The sequence below is a fragment of the Aliishimia ponticola genome (assembly GCF_004803475.1).
GTDB lineage: Bacteria > Pseudomonadota > Alphaproteobacteria > Rhodobacterales > Rhodobacteraceae > Aliishimia > Aliishimia ponticola.
Genome location: NZ_SRKY01000004.1, coordinates 424,388 through 440,517, shown reverse-complemented (window position 1 = coordinate 440,517; position 16,130 = coordinate 424,388). Strand labels below are relative to the sequence as shown.

The window sequence follows — 16,130 nt, the reverse complement described above, 5'->3', positions numbered from 1 at the left end:
CCGTCGTCGCCGATCCGCAGGCAGCCGCCGCACAGGGGCAGGAGGGTTTGCAATGACCGATGTCGAAGCCCCGTCCTGGGATGCACCCGCTCCCGTTCGCCCATGGTGGCAAAGGTTGCTGCGCGACCCCATCGCGCTGATCGCCGCAGCGGTTCTGGCCGTCATCGTGTTCTGCGCCATCGCCGCGCCGCTTATTTCCCCCCATGATCCATTCGCCAGTTCACGCGCCGTGATGAAGCCGCCCTTCTGGTCCGACCGCAGCGACCCGGCCCATATCCTGGGCACGGACGGGCAGGGCCGGGATATGCTGTCGCGCCTGTTCTACGGCACGCGGCTGACCCTGATCATCGGGGTGCTGTCTGTCGGTATCGGCGGGGTTCTTGGTTCCCTTCTGGGGCTGCTGGCCGCCTTCCGCCCGAAGCTGGACCCGTGGGTGATGCGGCTGGTGGACGTGATGCTGTCCTTCCCGGCCATCCTGCTGGGGTTGGCGCTCGTCGCCGTGGTCGGACCGGGCGCGACGCCGGTCATCATCGCCCTTGCGATTGCCACGATCCCGGACAGTGCGCGGATCGCACGATCCATCGCGGTATCGGTGATGAAGCAGGAATATATCGAAGCTGGCCGCGCGCTGGGCCTGTCATCCTTTGCGCTTTTCCACCGTTATCTGCTGCGCAACTGCGTTTCGACGATCATGATCTTCATGTCGATGCGGTTCGGGCAAATCATCCTGATCGGCGCGGCGCTGTCCTTTCTTGGCCTCGGCGCGCGTCCCCCCACGGCAGAGCTGGGCATGATGGCCGCCCAAGGCAGGGACTTCCTGCTGTTCGCACCGCATATCGCCGTAATTCCCGCAGTCCTGACCTTTGTGATCGTTCTGGCCGCGAACATCCTTGGTGACGCATTGCGCGACGTCCTCGACCCAAGACTGAGATCCTAACAATCAGAGATCCGAATAATTCACTGCACAACAACAGGGAAAGGTAACACCATGAAAAGACTTTTGACGACAACGGCGCTCCTGCTTGGGGCGGGCCTTGCACAGGCGTCGGAACTGACGATCGTGCGGGAAGTGGACAGCAACAACTACGATCCACATAAATCCACTGCGCGAGCCGCATCGGAAATCCTGTTCATGCTGGGCGATACGCTTGTCTCGCTTGCACCGGATATGCAGACGATCGAACCGGGCATCGCCGAAAGCTGGGAGGTCAGCGAGGACGCCACGACCTATACCTTCAAGCTGCGCGAGGATGTGACCTTTTGCGACGGTAAGCCGCTGACCGCAGCCGATGTTGCCTATTCCGTGAACCGCTGGATCGATCCCGACACGAAAAGCCCGGTCGCATGGCGCGCGGGTGAGGTGGAAAGCGTCACGGCGGTTGATGACTATACCGTCGAATACAAGCTGAAGGCCCCGTTCTCGGAACTGCTTTACCAACTGACGCAAAGCTTCGGCACCATCATCGATCAGGCCAATGTCGAAGCGCTGGGCCCGGATTTCGGGATTTCCGGCTTTAACGGCACCGGGCCGTATTGCTGGGTCGAATGGACGCCGCGTGACAAGATGATCATCGAAAAGCACGAAGCCTTCACCTGGGGCGCGCCGTTCCATTCCAACACCGGCCCCGCGTCGATCGACAAGATCACATGGCAGATCGTCCCAGAGGAAAACACCCGCACGGTGGCTGTAATCACCGGGCAAAGTCAGGTGACGCAATACGTCCCTTACATCGCGCTGGAACAACTCGCCGCTTCGCCGGGGGTTGAGGTCGTGCGGTCCGATCTGGCCTTCTGGACTTATTACATGGGCTTCAAGATCGACAAAGAGACGGTCTCCGATCCAGCAGTACGCAAGGCGATCAACCTTGCTGTGGACCAGGCCGCAATGTCCGAAGACCTGTTCTTTGGCGTGGTGCAGCCCGCCTATTCCTATGTCAGCCAAGAGGCGCTGGATTGGAACACGGCGGTCGATGACAAACTGCTGAAATACGATGTGGCAGAGGCGAACAAAATCCTCGACGACGCCGGATGGGTCCGCGGCGATGATGGCGTCCGGTCCAAGGACGGCGTGCGCCTGTCGCCGACAGCTTATGTCTTTGCAGGCTCGACTTGGGGGAAACTCTCCGAAGCGGTGCAAGCCTATCTGCGCGAAATCGGCGTTGATATGCAGATCCAGGCCTTCGATGCCACCGTGGCTTGGGGCAAGCTGGCGACGCAGGAATTCGACATGTACGGCATGTCCTTCCCCTATGTGTCCTCTGGCGATGCGCTGAACCTCTATTTCCGCAGCCAGAACATGCCGTCCCCGAACCGCATGAACTGGAATGATGCGGAAACCGACGAACTGCTGCTCGCCGGGGCCACAGCCACAAGCGATGAGGGTCGCGCATCGGCCTATGGCGAGGTGCTGGACAAGGTGCATGAGGCTGCCGTCTGGCTGCCGCTTTACCACGAGCCGATGGTCATCGCGCAATCCACCGACCTTGAGACGATCGTGCCGCACAACATCTACGGTGCCGGTCTGTACAAAGGGCTCGACCTGAAACTGAAGGAGTGATCCAAACTCCGGGCCGCGCCTTCCAGTGGTGCGGCCCGGCTGCCCTGTTTCGATTCCCTTCCCCCTCAAGAAAGACTTAAGCAATGCCCGTCACCGTCATTCGAAATGCAGCCTGGATCGTCGCCTATGACACGGAAACCGGCACCCACACCTATCTGAAAGATGGGGACGTCGCGTTCGATGGTGACAAGATCGTCCATGTCGGCGGAACCTATACGGGCGAGGCAGAGACCGAAATCGACGGTCGCGATCGTCTGGTGTCGCCGGGTCTGGTGAACATCCATTCGCACCCAAGCTCCGAAGCGATGAACAAGGGGATGCTGGACGAACTCGGCTCGCCGCGTCTTGGGATGTCATCGCTATACGAATACATGCCGCTCTTTCGCTGTGATGCCGAAGGGCGCGAGGCCTGCGTGCAGGTCACCTATTCCGAACTGCTGAAATCCGGGGTTACGACGCTGGTGGACTTGTCCGTCAATTGGGACGGCTGGATTGACACATTCGCCGCTTCCGGTCTGCGCGGTATCGTCAGCCCGATGTACCGCTCTGCCCGGTGGTACACCGATAACGGCCATGTGGTGGAATACGAATGGGACGAAGCCGCCGGCAAGGCCGATATGGATGCGGCCGTCAAAACGGTCGAAGCGGCGGCAAACCACCCCTCTGGTCGGCTGTCGGGCATGATCTCCCCGTCGCAGATCGACACCTGTACGCCGGACCTGATCGCAGACAGTTTCGCACTGGCGCAGGAGAAGGGTCTGCCCTTCCAAATTCACGCGGCCCAATCGGTCGTGGAATTCACCGAGATCACGCGCCGCCACGGCGTGACCCCCTTGGAATGGCTGGACAGCCTTGGCGTGCTGAAACCCGGCGCGATCATCGGCCACGGCATCTTCCTGAACGACTACCCGCATGTGTTCTGGCCAGAGGCGCAGGATTTCAAGCTGCTTCAGGACTCGGGCGCGGCGGTTGCCCACTGCCCAACCGTGTTCCAGCGGCGCGGCATCGCGATGAACACTGTGGGCCGCTATATCCGCGGCGGTATCCCCGTGGGTATCGGGACGGACACCTACCCCCATAACATGCTCGAAGAGATGCGCAGCGCGCTTTATCTCAGCCGGATCATGTCGAAGAACCCCTACGATCTGCGCACGTCGGATATCTTTGACGCGGCAACGCTGGGCGGGGCGCAAATCCTGGGTCGCGAAGACATTGGGCGGCTTGCTGTCGGGGCCAAGGCGGACCTGTTCCTTGCCGATCTGACCGATCCCAACATGATGCCCGTGCGTGATCCGCTGCGGTCGCTGATCTATGTGGCGGCGGAACGGGCGGTGCGTGATGTCTTCGTCGATGGGCGCCACGTTGTCGTGGATGGCGACGTTCCGGCCTTTGATCTGCCGGACGCATTGGCGCGGCTCGAAGCGGCGCAGCGCCGTGCAGAAGAGGCATTCGCCAAGCTCGATTTCGCCGGGCGCACCCATGACGAAGCCTCCCCCTATGTGTACGGGCAGGGCTGATCATGGAACAGGCGTCGGCCCCCTTGCTTGAAGTTGATGACCTTGCCGTTGAATTCCATGTCGGCGGCACGGTGCAGCGCGCGGTTCAGGGTGTCTCATTCTCGCTTGAGCGTGGAAAAACGCTGGGCGTCGTCGGGGAATCCGGCTGCGGAAAATCGGTCACCTCGCTGTCGATCATGCGTCTTGTTCCGCAACCGCCGGGCAAATACGCACGCGGCGAAATTCGTTTTGACGGACGTGATCTGCTGACCCTGCCAGAAGCGGAAATGCGCAAGCTGCGCGGTGCGCGGATCGGGATGATCTTTCAGGAACCGATGACATCGCTCAACCCGGTCTATACCTGCGGAGAGCAAATCATCGAAACGTTGACCATCCATTCCGGTCTGTCCCGTGCCGAGGCCCGCGAGAAGGCGATCGAGATGCTCGACCTTGTCGGGCTGCCATCGCCAAGCAGCCGGGTCGATGACTATCCCCACCAGTTGAGCGGCGGACAGCGTCAACGGGTGATGATTGCCCTCGCACTGGCCAATGATCCCGACCTTCTGATTGCCGACGAACCGACGACCGCCTTGGATGTAACGGTGCAGGCGCAGATCCTTGACCTGATGGGGGATCTTCGCAGCCGGACCGGGGCTGCCGTGGTGCTTGTGACCCATGATCTCAGCGTTGTGGCCCAGACCTGTGACGATGTGGTGGTCATGTATGCAGGCCGCGTGGTGGAACGCGCCCCGACCGCCACGCTGTTTGCCGATCCGCAACACCCCTACACCGTGGGGCTGATGGCGGCGATCCCGCGCATCAATGCGGCGGTAGGGCGGCTTGCCACGATCCCCGGGTCCGTGCCGCCGCCCTGGGCTGCGATCAAGGGCTGCCGGTTTGCCAGCCGCTGCCCGCTGGCGACCGATCAGTGCCGTGCCGAAGACCCGCCGATGACAGAAATCTCTGCCGGGCATGGCGTCGCCTGCTGGCGCGCCCCGATTGAGGTGGCAGCATGAGCACGATGTTGGAAGTCCGGGGGCTGACCAAGCATTTCCCCGTGCGGCGCGGTCCGCTGCAACGGCTCGTCGGGCATGTGAAGGCGGTCGAAGATGTCAGCTTTGATGTTGAGCAGGGCGAAACGCTGGCCATTGTCGGCGAATCCGGCTGCGGCAAGTCCACGATCGGGCGCACCTTGTTGCGTCTGATCGAGGCGACGGCAGGCTCCGTCAGGCTGGATGGCGAGCATGTCTTGAACCAGCCCGCGGCGAAAATGCGCGAGATGCGCAAACAGATGCAGATCATCTTCCAGGATCCGTTCGGGTCGCTCAATCCGCGTATGACGGTCTGGGAAACACTGGCGGAGCCGCTTTTGCTGCATGGTCTGGCCACGCCGAAAGACGTGCGCGAGAAAGTGTCGAACCTGCTGGAAACCTGCGGGCTGCAACCGTGGCATGCCGAACGCTATCCGCATGAATTTTCCGGTGGACAAAGACAGCGCGTCGGTATTGCCCGCGCCCTTGCCACCCGCCCCAAGCTGATCGTCTGCGACGAGCCGGTATCGGCGCTGGATGTGTCGGTGCAGGCGCAGATCGTGAACCTTTTGCAGGACCTCCAAAAGCAGTTCGGCATCGGATACGTCTTTATCAGCCATGACCTTGCCGTGGTGCGCCACATGGCAGACCGGGTCGCGGTCGTCTATCTGGGCCGCATCGTCGAGGAAGCGCCCGCAGCTGACCTGTTCGCGTGGCCAAAGCACCCCTACACACGCTCGCTGATCGACGCCGCGCCGCGTCCCGATCCGAACCTCAAGAACGACCGACCGCCATTGGAAGGCGATCAGCCCTCCGCGCTTTATCCGCCGTCGGGATGCGCATTTCACCCCCGTTGCCCTTTGGCCACGGATCGCTGCCGCAGCGAACGGCCCGTGCTGCGCGATGTCGGCGCGGCACGTGTCGCGTGCCACTTTGCCGAAAACGTCACCGCCACGGGTCAGGTCGAGGCAAGCGCGCCTCCGAAGGCCTTCCGCGACCGACTTGCCGTGTTGAATGCCGCGCGCAGCCAGGAGAAACCATGAAAGATCACCCCCCGATGAACGGCGCCGAATCCGTGGTGCGCAGCCTGCACGCAGCGGGTGTCGATGTTTGCTTTGCCAATCCCGGCACGTCCGAAATGCAATTCGTCGACGCGCTTGACCGGACCGGGCTGATGCGCTGCGTTCTAGGCCTGTTCGAAGGCGTCGTGACCGGTGCGGCAGACGGTTATGCACGGATGGCCAATGTCCCGGCCGCGACCTTGCTGCACCTTGCGCCGGGGCTGTCGAATGCCAGCGCGAACATGCACAACGCCCGCAAAGCGCGCTCGCCAATGCTGAACCTCGTGGGCGACCATGCGGTACGGCATCGGGGCTATGACGCGCCTTTGACCTCGGATGTTGCGGGCGCGGCCGCCCCGTTTTCCGATTGGATCAAGACCGCGACCAGCCCGGAGACCTTTGCCCAGGACGCGATGGAAGGGCTTGCCGCGGCCATGGCCCGGCCAAATGGTGTCGCGACGCTGATTGCCCCGGCTGACATCGGTTGGGATGCGGGTGGTGTCGTGGCACCGCCGCCGCCGCCGCCGGAATTCGCAGCGCTGGACGAAAATGCGGTGACAGAAGCGGCCGGGAAGCTGGACGCGCAGACCGTTCTGCTGGCCGGGGGCACCGTTCTGGAACATCCCGGCGCTTTGGCGCTGCTGCATGGCATCGCCGAGAAGACAGGCGCCAAGGTGCTTGCACCGACGTCCAACCGCCGCTGCGAACGTGGGGCGGGGCGCGCCGCGATCAACAAGGTGCCTTATCCGATCAACATGGCGCTGGAAACGCTGGCCCCGTTCAAGCGCGCGATCCTGATCGAAACGGTGCCTCCTGTCGCGTTCTTTGCCTATCCGGGAAAGCCCAGCCTGTTGCTGCCCGCGGAGTGCGAAGTGATGACACTGGCCGGGCTGGACGGGGACGGTCCTGCCGCGATCGAGGCGCTGGCAGACTGCGTCGGCGCGAGCCAACGGATCGCCCCGGCAGTGCTGCCGCCAAGCCCCATGGCCGGTGCGATTACGCCTGCGACGATTGCCGCCGCTATTGCCAACGCCCTGCCGGAGAACGCGATCGTCGTGGATGAAAGTATCACGGGTGGCCGCGACATGTGGGGCGCGACCCAAGCCGCCGCGCCGCATTCGTGGATTTCGCTGACAGGCGGTGCGATTGGCGACGGCATCCCGATGGCGCTGGGCGCGGCGGTGGCCTGCCCGGATCGGCCCGTCGTGTCGCTGCAAGCGGACGGGTCTGCGATGTACACGATTCAGGGCCTGTGGAGCCAGGCGCGCGAACAGGCCAACATCACCACGGTGATCTTTGCCAACCGGACTTATGAAATCCTCAAGACCGAACTCTTTGCTGTCGGTGCCAATCCGGGCCGCTCGGCGCTGGATATGCTGGACCTTGATCGGCCCAATCTCGATTTCGTGGCGCTGGCCCGCGGCATGGGCGTTCCGGCGCAACGCATCGAAGACGCGGCAGCGCTGCAAAGAGCCATCGAAGACGCGGTGCTGGAGCCCGGCCCGTCCCTGATCGAAGCGATGATGTAGGGCGCAGCCGCACAACCCACCACAATAACGACACATAAACCAACAGGAGATCACCCATGACCAAACGCCTCACATTCGGAACCATCGCCACGATCCTTGCTCTTGGCGGCGCGGCGCACGCGCAGGACAAGACCTACACCGTCGCGCTGGATGGCACTTTTGCCCCGCACGCGATGCCGGCGCTGTCGGGCGGTGTCGAAGGGTTCAACGTCGATCTGGCGAACGAGATCGGCGAACGGCTTGGCGCGAAGATGGATATCGTCGCCACGCAGTTTTCGGGCATTCTGCCCGGCCTTGCCGCGGGAACCTATGACTTCGTCGTGGCCCCGGTGACGATCACCGAAGAACGCGCGGGCAATCTGCTGTTCTCCGAAGGGTATCTGAACACGGATTTCCAATTCGTCGTCAAAGCCGGGACGGATGAAATCACCAGCCTGGACAGCCTGAACGGCAAGATCATCGCGGTGAACCGTGGGTCGGTCTATGATTCATGGGCGCGCGACAAGGCGGACGAGGTTGGCTGGACAGTCGAAAGCTACGGCACCAATAGCGATGCCGTGCAGGCTGTCGTCTCTGGCCGCGCCTATGCCAACGTGGCGGGCAACACCGTGTCGGCGTGGGCCGTCAAGCAGAACCCGGCGCTGGAGTTGAGTTATCTGCATTCCACCGGATTGGTCTGGGGGATGCCCTTCAAGAAGGGCGACGAAGAACTACGCGACACGGTCGAGGCTGTGATCGAATGCATGAAGCTCGACGGCACGATGGTTGCGCTCAGCGAGAAGTGGTTCGGTGTCACGCCGGCCGCCGGTTCGGCAGCGGTCACGCCCGCAGCCGGCTTTGGCCAGCCCGGCTTCGAAGGCTATGCCGCTGACGATCACACGCCGAGCTGCGACTGATATGGAAACTGTTTCCAACCGTGCAGGGACGCCGTCAACGGCGACCCTGTCATTGCGGGCGTTGCACAAATCCTTTGGCACCTTCCCGGTGCTGAATGGCATCGACCTGCATGTGCAGCGCAGTGAAATGGTCTTTGTCCTTGGCCCTTCGGGGTCCGGGAAATCGACCATGCTGCGCTGTTGCAACCGGTTGGAAGAACCCGATTCCGGGGCCATCTGGGTCGAGGGCGATCTGCTGACCGGTCCCGGAGTCGACCTGAATAAGATGCGGCAGCGGATCGGTATGGTGTTCCAATCCTTCAATCTGTATCCGCATCTAACCGCGCTGGGGAATGTCACGCTTGCCTTGCGGCGGGTGCTGAAGATGCCGCGCGCCGAGGCCGAGGCCGAAGCCATGGCAGCGCTGAAAAGCGTCGGCTTGTCTGACCGGGCGCGGCACACGCCCGCGCAACTTTCCGGCGGGCAGCAGCAAAGGGTTGCGATTGCCCGCGCCTTGGCGCTGAAGCCAACCGTCATGCTGTTCGATGAGCCGACATCGGCGCTGGACCCGGAGTTGGTGGGTGATGTTCTCGACGTGATGCGCGAGGTCAAGGAACAGGGCATGACGATGCTGGTCGTCAGCCACGAGATGCAATTCGCACGCGAAGCCGCCGACCGTGTCGTATTCATGGATGGCGGCTCCATCATCGAGCAAGGCCCGCCCGACCGCTTCTTTGCCGCGCCAGAGCAAGAGCGCACGCGCGCCTTCCTCTCGCGGATGCGTGGGTAACGCCGATGGACGTGTTTCTGGACCAATTTCTGAACCCGGAGGTTCTGGCCAAATACGCGCCGCTGATCCTCAAGGGGGCGGGCGTGACCGTTGTGCTGTCGCTGCTGGTCGTGCTGGCCGGAATCTGCTTGGGTGCGCTGCTGGCCTGCCTGCGCGCCTACCGGATTAATTTGGTTTCCTTTCTGATCGTCATCTACGCCGATGTCTTCCGGGCTTTGCCGCCGTTGGTCCTGATCCTGCTGGTGTTCTTCGGCCTGCCAAATATCGGGATTGTTCTGTCCTCCTTCACCGTGCTGTTCATTGTGCTGACCCTCGTGCTGGCGGCCTTCGCGGAAGAGATCGTCTGGGCCGGGATCACATCCATCCCCAATGGCCAATGGGAGGCGGCGCGTAGCACCGGGCTGGGTTTCACGCAGGCGCTGGCCTATGTCGTGCTGCCGCAAGCGGTGCGCATGGTCATTCCACCGCTGACCAACCGGGCCATCGCCATCACCAAGATGACCGCCTTGGGCATGGTGATCGGGGTGCCGGACATTCTGGGGCAAGCGACCACCGCGCAATCCTTCAGCGCCAATGCCTCGCCACTGACCTTGGCCGCCGTGGCCTATGTGGTGCTGTTCCTGCCCTTCGTCATCGCCTCGCGCTGGCTGGAAGCGCGGTTCGCGCGGCCGGGAAGCTGAGTCATGGACGCCATTCTCCAACAGTTCTTCAATATCGAGATCATGGCGAAAGCCATGCCGCTGGTTCTCAAAGGTCTGGGAATGACGCTGCTGATCTGCGCAGTGGTGATCCCGCTGGGCGCACTTGGTGGTCTGGCGGCGGCTTTGGGGTCGGTGTCGCACAACCGGCTGATCCGTTGGAGCGCCATCGCCTTCGTTGACCTGTTTCGCGCGCTGCCGCCGCTTGTGCTGCTGATCTTCATCTATGCGGGCCTGCCCTTTGCCGGTATCCGCCTGTCGCCCTTCGCGGCGGTTACCCTTGGGTTCTTCCTGAACAACTCCGCCTATTTCGCCGAGATTTTTCGCGCCGGCCTGTTGTCCGTGCCGGTAGGCCAGACAGAGGCGGCGCGATCCACCGGAATGACGGCAACACAGACCCTCATCTGGGTCACGCTGCCCCAAGCCGTGCGCAATGTGCTGCCGGATCTTCTGTCCAACGTGGTCGAGATCGTGAAGCTGACGTCGCTCGCTTCGGTGGTCTCACTGGGAGAAATGCTGCACGCCGCCGGGCTGGTGCGGTCCCTGACTTACAATGCTTCGCCGCTGGTTCTGGCGGGGGGCATCTACCTGCTGCTGCTCTGGCCGCTGATCCGATTGATCAGCCATTTCGAGCGGCGCATTGCGAGCTGAAAAGGAGAACGAGACATGCGGGAAATCGTGATTGGCGCGGCGCAGATGGGGGGTATCCAGAAGGCTGAAAGCCGCGAGGCGGTCGTGGACCGGATGCTGGCCCTGCTGGCACAGGCCGCCGAGGCGAAATGCGATCTAGTGGTGTTTCCCGAACTTGCCCTGACCACGTTCTTTCCACGCTGGTGGATGGAGGATCAGGACGAGGTAGACACTTGGTTCGAAACCGAAATGCCGGGGCCTGCGACCCAGCCCTTGTTCGATGCGGCCAAACGCCATGGTATCGCGATGACCTTCGGTTATGCGGAAAAGACGCCGGAGGGGCGGTATTTCAACACGTCGATTCTGACCGACAAGTCTGGCACCATCGTCGGCAAGTATCGCAAGGTTCATCTGCCGGGCCATTCGGAATACGACCATGACCGCGCGTTCCAGCATCTGGAAAAACGTTATTTCGAGCCGGGTGATTTGGGCTTTCCGGTCTGGCGTAATCTGGATGCGTGGATGGGCATGTGCATCTGCAATGATCGGCGCTGGCCGGAAGTCTACCGCGAAATGGGCCTTCAGGGTGTCGAGTTGATCACGCTGGGCTACAACACGCCGTCGGTAAACAGCCAAGACAGTGCGGAGGGGCTGAAAGAACGTCTGTATCATTCGGAACTGTCGATGACCGCCGGGGCTTATCAGAACGCAGCGTGGGTTGTGGGCGTGGCCAAGGGCGGCGACGAAGACGGGCATCCGCTGATGGCGGGGTCGATCATTGTGGACCCGAACGGGTTCGTCGTTGCCCGCGCCAAGACCGAGGGGGACGAACTGGTCGTCCATGCCTGTGACATGGACCTGTGCGCGTTTGGCAAGCGCACGATCTTTGACTTCGCGCGCCATCGCCGGGTTGAACATTACGGGCGGATAACCGGGCAAACGGGCGTCATCCTGCCCAATGAGGCAGGCTGATCTGCATGACCCTGTCCCTTGACCTTGACCAGATGGAACCGGCGCTGCGTTACAAGTTGCTGACTGCCGTGGTGATCCCGCGCCCGATCGCGTGGATCACGACGCTTGGCACGGATCAGACGGTGAATGCCGCGCCGTTTTCCTTCTTCAATCTCTTCGGGCAGGATCCGGCACTTGTGATCGTCGGGCTTGAGCATCACGCAGACGGCACTCCCAAGGACACCGCGCGGAATATCCGCGACACTGGCGAGTTCGTCGTCAACATCGTGACCCCCGATTTGACCGGAGCGATGGTGGGCACGGCCGCGGCCTATGCGCCCGATGTGTCCGAGCCGCAGGCGCTTGGCCTGTCGCTGGCCCCGTCATCCCAAGTCGCGCCACCACGGCTGGCGGACGCGCCCGTGGCGATCGAGTGCCGCCTCTTGGACAAGCTGAGCTATTCGCCGGAACGCGACATCGTCGTGGGGCAAGCCGCTGGTCTGGTCGCGCGGGACGGCTTGATCGACACCGAAACATGGCGCGTCGAATGGGACAGCGCCTATCCTTTGGCGCGCCTCTTCGCGGACAAATACGCAACATTGGTGGAGACCGCCCCGCGCGCGATTCCGCCGTTACCGACAACCTAGGAGACCGACTTGAGCAACCTGATTACCCGAAACTCTGACGGGGTCTTTATCATCGCCGCGACGCCGTTCGACGAGTCCGGTGCGATTGATTACGACAGCACCGACCGGATGGTGGATTTTTACCTCGAAACCGGGGTGAGCGGCATGACTATCCTCGGGATCATGGGCGAGGCCCCAAAGATGGCCGGAGATGAGGCGCAGAAATTCGCGGCCCATGTGCTGGAACGTGTGGCTGGGCGCGTGCCCGTGGTTGTGGGTGTATCGGCGGCGGGGCTCGACAATATGGCCCGGCTGACTGCCACCGTCATGGATGCCGGTGCCGGGGGCGTCATGGTCGCGCCGCAGCCCGGACTGGTCACAGAGGTGAAGCTGAAAAACTACATGGCGCAGGTCTGCGACGCGCTGGGCGACACGCCGATCTGCTTTCAGGACTACCCGCAAACGACCGGTGTGCAGGTTTCGGTCGAGACGATCCTGGGCCTGACCGTGGATCATCCGCAGATCGTCATGCTGAAACACGAGGATTGGCCGGGTCTGACCAAGCTAAGCCGCGTACGCGCGGAATCCGGCACCGATGACGTGCCGCGCCTGTCGATCCTGACGGGCAATTCGGCGCTGTTTCTGGCGCAGGAAATGCAGCGCGGCGCCGATGGTGCGATGACGGGCTTTGCCTATCCCGAAATGCTGGTGCAGGTCGTTGCCCGGCACAAGGCAGGCGATGTGGACGGGGCGGAAGACCTCTTTGATGCCTACCTGCCGATGGTGCGGTACGAGCAGCAATTGGGCCTTGGGCTTGCCATCCGCAAGGAAGTGCTGCGGCGTCGCGGGGTCATTGCAAGCAACAAGGTCCGGGCGCCGGGACCGGCGATGACCGCACGCGACCACGAAGAGTTGACGCGGTTGATGACACGTCTGGAAAAACGACTGGGAGAGCTGGGCTAATGGATTTGGGGCTGACGGGAAAACGCGCCTTGGTGATGTCGTCCTCACGCGGGCTTGGGCTGGCCTGTGCGCAGGCGCTTGCCGCCGAGGGCGCGCATGTGCTGTTGACCGGCCGATCAGAGGACAAGCTGGCCGAAGCGGTTGCCAGCATCAACGCATCGGGGCCGGGACGGGCGGATTTCGTCGTCGCCGATCTGACTTCGGGCGATGTTGTGGATACGGTGCTGCAAGCCGCGCAAGAGTTTCTTGGCGGCGTCGATATCCTTGTGAACAATACCGGCGGCCCGCCCCCCGGCCGCATGGTGGAGGCCGATCCCGCCGTACTTGCCGCGCAGTTCGATACAATGGTGATGACCGTCGCCACCCTGACGTCGCGGGTTTTGCCCGCCATGCAGGAACAGGGCTGGGGGCGCGTTATCACGATCGGGTCGTCGGGCGTCATTCAGCCGATCCCGAATCTGGGCCTGTCCAATGCGATCCGCTCGGCGCTGGTCGGTTGGTCGAAATCGCTGTCCAACGATGTGGCGGCGGATGGCGTGACGGTGAACATGTTGCTGCCCGGTCGCATCCATACGGAACGGGTGGATGAGCTGGACGAGAATGCCTCCCGCAAAAGCGGCAAGTCCCTTGATGACGTCCGCGTCGCCTCAAAAGCGACAATCCCGGCGGGCCGCTATGGTACGGTGGAAGAATTCGGTGCAGTCTGTGCCTTTCTCGCCTCGCGGCAGGCAAGCTATGTTACCGGCAGCCTCATCCGCTGCGACGGTGGCGCAATCAAATCGGTGTAGAACATGTACGATCTGGTAATTACGGGCGGGACAATTGTCACAGCCGCCGACACATACGAGGCCGAGGTCGGAATCAAGGATGGCAAGATCGCTGCCCTTGGCACCGGACTCGAAGGGCGCGATACCATCGACGCCACCGGCAAGCTGGTGCTGCCCGGCGGGATCGAAGCGCATTGCCACATCGCGCAGGAAAGCGCGACGGGTGGGATGACGGCGGATGATTATCGCTCCGGTTCGATCAGTGCGGCCTTTGGGGGCAATTCCTGCTTTGTCCCCTTCGCGGCACAGCATCGCGGCATGGGCGTGATCGAAACGCTCGATCTTTATGACAGCCGGGCGCAGGGCGCGGCGGTGATCGACTATGGCTATCACCTGATCGTCGCAGACCCGACCGAAAAGGTTTTGACGGAGGAACTGCCCGAAGCGTTCAAGCGCGGGGTGACGTCCTTCAAGGTGTTCATGACCTATGATCTGATGAAGATCGACGACCGCCAATTCCTTGATATCCTGACCATCGCCAAGGAAAACGGCGCGCTTACCATGGTGCATGCGGAAAACTCCGGCATGATCGCGTGGATGTCCGAACGTCTGGTTGAGGCAGGCCATACCCAGCCGCGGTATCACGCGGTCAGCCACCCGGCACTGGCCGAGTCCGAGGCGATCAACCGGGCGATCTCGCTCGCCAAGCTGGTGGATGCGCCGCTGCTGATCGTGCACGTATCCACGCCCGAAGGCGCCGCGCTGGTCAGCGATGCCCGCATGGATGGCGCCAAGATTTTCGGCGAAACCTGCGCGCAGTATCTGTTCCTGACACGCGACGATCTGGACCGTCCGGGGATGGAGGGTGCGAAGTTCATGTGCTCTCCGCCGCTGCGGGACGAGGCCACGCAACAAGCGCTGTGGCGGCATCTTCAGGCGGGCACGTTCAGCGTGTTCTCTTCCGACCATGCGCCCTACCGGTTCGACGAAAGCGGAAAGCTCTCCAAGGGGCCGGACGCCACTTTCAAGCAGATCGCCAATGGTATGCCGGGCATCGCGCTGCGCCTGCCGCTTCTGTTTTCCGAAGGGGTCACCAAGGGGCGTATCACGCTGCAACAATTCGCGGCCCTGTCGGCCAGCAATGCGGCCAAGCTGTATGGCCTCAAGTCCAAAGGCAGCATCGCCATCGGTATGGATGCCGATATCGCGATCTGGGATCCGAAAGAGACGCGCAAGGTGCGGGTCGAGGATCAGCATGACAATATGGATTACACGCCGTTTGACGGCTGGTCGGTGACGGGCTGGCCTGTCACCGTTCTGACGCGGGGCACGCGTGTGGTTGATGGTGGTGAACTGCGCGTTGAACCCGGCCACGGGCAATACGTGTCCCGCGAAAAGATCGATCTGACGGGCTATCCGGGACACCGCGCTGTCGAACTGGACCCTGCGCAGAATTTCGGCGCACAGATCATGCCGGAGACAAAGCCATGAGCGGTCCGATTGTCGTCATCAACCCGAACAGCAATCAGGCGGTAACGGATGGTCTGGACCGCGCGCTGGAATCGTTCCGGCTGCAAGGCGGTCCCCCCATCGAATGCGTGACCCTGACCGAAGGCCCGTTCGGTGTCGAAAGCCAGGTGCATTCCGATCAGGTCGTACTGCCCTTGGTGCGGCTTGTCGAACAGCGCGCCGATGCTTCGGCATTCGTCATTGCGTGCTATTCGGACCCGGGCATCGACGCCTGCCGCTCTGTTTCGCCGGTGCCGGTGTTCGGAATTCAGGAAAGCGGAGTGCTGACCGCCCTGAGCCGTGCGGATCGTATCGGTATCGTGGCCATCGCCGCGGCGTCGGAAAAGCGGCACCGTTTGTACATGCGGCGCATGGGCGTGACCTCGCGGATCGCGGGCGAACACGCGCTGAACATGTCGGTCGATGAATCGGCCCGCGGCACTGGCACCTTTGCCCGCCTCCAAGAGGTCGGGCAGGCACTGATTTCGGACGGGGCAGAGGCGCTGGTTCTGGGCTGTGCCGGCATGGCGGTGCATCGGGCCCCGCTTGAGAAGGATCTGGGCATTCCGGTGATCGATCCGACGCAGGCGGCGGTCTCCATGGCGATTGGAACGGTGCTGGCTAACCCCCTTTGAAGCCGCTAGAGA

General features: G+C 62.5%; 16 protein-coding genes. All 16 read left to right on the top strand.

Annotation, left to right across the window (positions count from 1 at the left end):
• The first annotated feature begins 52 nt into the window (after positions 1-52).
• Entirely contained in the window at positions 53-937 is an 885-nt protein-coding gene (locus E4Z66_RS16435) for an ABC transporter permease (RefSeq protein WP_136464134.1), read from the top strand.
• Positions 938-988: 51 nt separating this feature from the next.
• On the top strand, positions 989-2,557 hold the full coding sequence (locus E4Z66_RS16430) for an ABC transporter substrate-binding protein (RefSeq protein ID WP_136464133.1): 1,569 nt from the start codon (positions 989-991) through the stop codon (positions 2,555-2,557).
• An 83-nt stretch (positions 2,558-2,640) separates the two neighbouring features.
• Positions 2,641-4,074 (top strand): amidohydrolase family protein, encoded by a 1,434-nt coding sequence (locus E4Z66_RS16425; RefSeq protein ID WP_136464132.1) that lies wholly within the window; start codon positions 2,641-2,643, stop codon positions 4,072-4,074.
• 2 nt (positions 4,075-4,076) lie between these two features.
• Positions 4,077-5,069, top strand: a complete 993-nt coding sequence (locus E4Z66_RS16420) for an ABC transporter ATP-binding protein (RefSeq protein ID WP_136464131.1) — start codon at positions 4,077-4,079, stop codon at positions 5,067-5,069.
• Positions 5,066-6,127, top strand: coding sequence for an ABC transporter ATP-binding protein (locus E4Z66_RS16415; protein WP_136464130.1), 1,062 nt, complete (start codon positions 5,066-5,068; stop codon positions 6,125-6,127). The genes E4Z66_RS16420 and E4Z66_RS16415 overlap by 4 nt, the downstream gene beginning before the upstream one ends.
• Positions 6,124-7,674 (top strand): acetolactate synthase large subunit, encoded by a 1,551-nt coding sequence (locus tag E4Z66_RS16410; protein WP_246036052.1) that lies wholly within the window; start codon positions 6,124-6,126, stop codon positions 7,672-7,674. Before E4Z66_RS16415 ends, E4Z66_RS16410 begins: the two co-directional genes overlap by 4 nt.
• 56 nt (positions 7,675-7,730) lie before the next feature.
• On the top strand, positions 7,731-8,570 hold the full coding sequence (locus tag E4Z66_RS16405) for a transporter substrate-binding domain-containing protein (RefSeq protein WP_136464129.1): 840 nt from the start codon (positions 7,731-7,733) through the stop codon (positions 8,568-8,570).
• A gap of 1 nt (position 8,571) precedes the next feature.
• Positions 8,572-9,339 carry an amino acid ABC transporter ATP-binding protein gene (locus tag E4Z66_RS16400; RefSeq protein WP_136464128.1) on the top strand — a complete coding sequence of 256 codons (768 nt, stop codon included), beginning with the start codon at positions 8,572-8,574 and terminating at the stop codon, positions 9,337-9,339.
• Positions 9,340-9,344: 5 nt separating this feature from the next.
• On the top strand, positions 9,345-10,019 hold the full coding sequence (locus E4Z66_RS16395; RefSeq protein WP_136464127.1) for an amino acid ABC transporter permease: 675 nt from the start codon (positions 9,345-9,347) through the stop codon (positions 10,017-10,019).
• Between the two features lie 3 nt (positions 10,020-10,022).
• Complete coding sequence (locus tag E4Z66_RS16390; protein WP_136464126.1) at positions 10,023-10,688, top strand: amino acid ABC transporter permease; 666 nt, start codon at positions 10,023-10,025, stop codon at positions 10,686-10,688.
• A gap of 15 nt (positions 10,689-10,703) precedes the next feature.
• Positions 10,704-11,639 (top strand): N-carbamoyl-D-amino-acid hydrolase, encoded by a 936-nt coding sequence (locus E4Z66_RS16385; RefSeq protein WP_136464125.1) that lies wholly within the window; start codon positions 10,704-10,706, stop codon positions 11,637-11,639.
• A gap of 5 nt (positions 11,640-11,644) precedes the next feature.
• Entirely contained in the window at positions 11,645-12,265 is a 621-nt protein-coding gene (locus tag E4Z66_RS16380; RefSeq protein ID WP_246036051.1) for a flavin reductase family protein, read from the top strand.
• A 9-nt stretch (positions 12,266-12,274) separates the two neighbouring features.
• Positions 12,275-13,207, top strand: a complete 933-nt coding sequence (locus tag E4Z66_RS16375; protein WP_136464124.1) for a dihydrodipicolinate synthase family protein — start codon at positions 12,275-12,277, stop codon at positions 13,205-13,207.
• On the top strand, positions 13,207-13,995 hold the full coding sequence (locus E4Z66_RS16370; protein WP_136464123.1) for an SDR family oxidoreductase: 789 nt from the start codon (positions 13,207-13,209) through the stop codon (positions 13,993-13,995). The genes E4Z66_RS16375 and E4Z66_RS16370 overlap by 1 nt, the downstream gene beginning before the upstream one ends.
• Before the next feature lie 3 nt (positions 13,996-13,998).
• Entirely contained in the window at positions 13,999-15,465 is a 1,467-nt protein-coding gene (hydA, locus tag E4Z66_RS16365) for a dihydropyrimidinase (protein WP_136464122.1), read from the top strand.
• Complete coding sequence (locus E4Z66_RS16360; RefSeq protein ID WP_136464121.1) at positions 15,462-16,118, top strand: aspartate/glutamate racemase family protein; 657 nt, start codon at positions 15,462-15,464, stop codon at positions 16,116-16,118. Before hydA ends, E4Z66_RS16360 begins: the two co-directional genes overlap by 4 nt.
• Positions 16,119-16,130: the final 12 nt, after the last annotated feature.